This is a genomic window from Micromonospora sp. NPDC023966, from assembly GCF_040639095.1.
Lineage (GTDB): Bacteria > Actinomycetota > Actinomycetes > Mycobacteriales > Micromonosporaceae > Micromonospora.
The window spans coordinates 1-1,336 of record NZ_JBEZZJ010000089.1; the positions used below are offsets into that span (position 1 = coordinate 1).

Annotated in this window: 2 protein-coding genes; both read right to left on the minus strand. The window is 69.6% G+C overall.

The window, feature by feature from the left end; translation table 11 throughout:
* Positions 1 to 680: ATP-binding cassette domain-containing protein (locus AB0F68_RS35230; protein ID WP_357346224.1), on the minus strand; the 680-nt coding region annotated here is incomplete at its 3' end.
* Positions 677 to 1,336 (minus strand): ABC transporter ATP-binding protein (locus AB0F68_RS35235; protein WP_357346226.1); only part of this gene is annotated, 660 nt, incomplete at its 5' end. The genes AB0F68_RS35230 and AB0F68_RS35235, both read right to left, overlap by 4 nt.

A 1,336-nucleotide genomic window follows, 5' to 3' on the forward strand; every position in this document is an offset into this window, starting at 1 on the left:
ATGACGGCGACGCGGTGGCAGAAGTGCCGGACGACGGCGAGGTCGTGGGCGATGAAGACGAAGGCCAGGTCGAGGTCGCGTTGCAGGTCGCGCAGCAGGTTGATGACCTGGGCCTGGATGGAGACGTCCAGGGCGGAGACGGGTTCGTCGGCGACGATGAGCTTCGGGCGCAGGGCCAGGGCGCGGGCGATGCCGATGCGTTGGCGTTGCCCGCCGGAGAACTCGTGCGGGTAGCGGTTGTAGTGCTCGGGGTTCAGGCCGACCAGTTCGAGGAGTTCCTGGACGCGTTTCTTGGTGCCGCCGGGCGGGTTGATGCCGTTGACCTGTAGGGGCATGGCCACGATCCGGCCGACGGTGTGCCGGGGGTTCAGCGAGGCGTAGGGGTCCTGGAAGATGATCTGCAGGTCCTGCCGCAGCGGCCGCAACTGCGCCCGCCGGGCATGGGTGATGTCCCGCCCGGCGAACTCGATGGACCCGGCGGTGGGTTCCAGCAGCCGCACCAGCATCCGACCCGTGGTGGTCTTCCCACACCCGGACTCCCCGACCAGACCCAGGGTCTCCCCCGGCCGCACATCGAAGTCCAGACCGTCGACGGCGCGCACCAGGCCGCCGGCGCGGAAGCCGCCGCGCACCGGGAAGTGCTTGGTCAGGGCACGGACCTTGAGCAGCGGTTCGGTCATCGGGCCACCCCCACCTGGGCGATCTCGTCACGGTAGAGGCGCTGACGGGCGGCCTCCGGCAGGTGGCAGGCCACCAGGTGCCCGGCCTCCCCGGCCGCCCGCAGCGCGGGCACCTCGGTGCGGGAACGGTCGCCGTTGCGGCCGGCATAGCGGCAGCGGGGGTGGAACGCGCACCCCGACGGCAGGTTTATCAACGACGGCGGGTTGCCCTTGATCGGCACCAGGTCCGCGTCGGCGTCACCGTGCAACGACGGCACACTCGACAACAACCCCCACGTGTACGGATGTTGCGGCCGCCGCAACACCTGCTCCACACTCCCGTGCTCGACCGCCCGACCCCCGTACATGACCAGGACATCGTCGGCCACCTGCGACACCACGCCCAGGTCATGGGTGATCAGGATGATCGCCGACCGGAACTCCGCCTGCAGGTCGCTGAGCAGGTCCAGGATCTGCGCCTGCACCGTCACATCCAACGCCGTCGTCGGCTCGTCGGCGATCAACAGATCCGGATCGTTCACCAGCGCCATCGCGATCATCGCCCGCTGCCGCATACCCCCCGAGAACTCGTGCGGATACTGATCGAACCGCTTCCCCGGCTGCGGAATCCCCACCCGACCCAGCATGTCCACCGCCCGGGTGCGGGCCTCCCGCTT